Genomic DNA, 780 nt, shown 5'->3' with positions numbered 1-780 from the left:
TCGTGTCCAGACACGCCCGGAATGAACCGGCGACAAGGAGGATGCCATGACCCACGATACCACCGTCGCCGCGCTCGAAGCGGCTGGTCTCCACGCCGAACGCGGTGCGCTCTTGAAGCGCGAATACGAGCGTCAAGGGGCGACGTACAAGGACAGCCCGGCCGGCTGGCACGCGCTGAATGACATCGAGACCTTGATCGGCCTCGGCGGCACCTACCAGTGGTACGAAGACGGTGTGCTGCGCCAGATGACCTTGACCTTCGATCTCGGCAAGGAAGGCATCCAGGGCACCTATGCGCTGGTGAGCAACGACAGCAAGGAGTCCGGCACCTTCAACAGCACGCCCAACAACCCCGCCATCGGATGGGCCTACATCCTTCTCCAGCCGACGGGCGGTGCGCCGCGGCCATTGATTTTCTCCGGGATGCTGACCGACGCAGATTGGAAGGTCCTCGTGGCCTTGCTCAACGAGGTGGGCCAGAGCGGACCGATCGAGCCGCCGTTCCCGATCGTTCGGGCCTAGTTGCCGCAGGGGCTTCGCACTGCCGCACGGCGTTTCGCACCKGCCGCCCTCGTGAGGGACATGACGGGCCGAGCATGGCGGACACCACAACACCGCTGGCCAGCCTGAAGGAGATCCCCGTGAGCGTAGGCGTCATGTCGCCGATGTCCCACTTCGGACCCATGGGTCACTACGGCTCGATGGGCCACATGGGATCCCCGGGCGCCACGCATGCCGGTGGCTGCCACCCGGTCGACGAGTCGGCCGACGTGCAATTG

General features: G+C 65.5%; 1 protein-coding gene. It reads left to right on the top strand.

Translation table 11 applies throughout. The annotated features are described in order from the left end of the window. The first annotated feature begins 46 nt into the window (after positions 1-46). The gene (locus AC1D15_RS35325; RefSeq protein ID WP_477829755.1) at positions 47-523 is read left to right on the top strand and encodes a hypothetical protein; all 477 of its coding nucleotides are present in this window, start codon (positions 47-49) and stop codon (positions 521-523) included. Positions 524-780 lie beyond the last annotated feature (257 nt).

The organism is Rhizobacter sp. P2_H2, assembly GCF_056403375.1.
The sequence above is the reverse complement of the archived record's forward strand: the minus strand, read 5'-3'. Positions and strand labels throughout refer to the sequence as shown.

Bases quoted from the DNA above. Each gene is read 5' to 3' on its own strand.
- AC1D15_RS35325 (WP_477829755.1), top strand. From the start codon at position 47: ATGACCCACGATACCACCGTCGCCGCGCTCGAAGCGGCTGGTCTCCAC.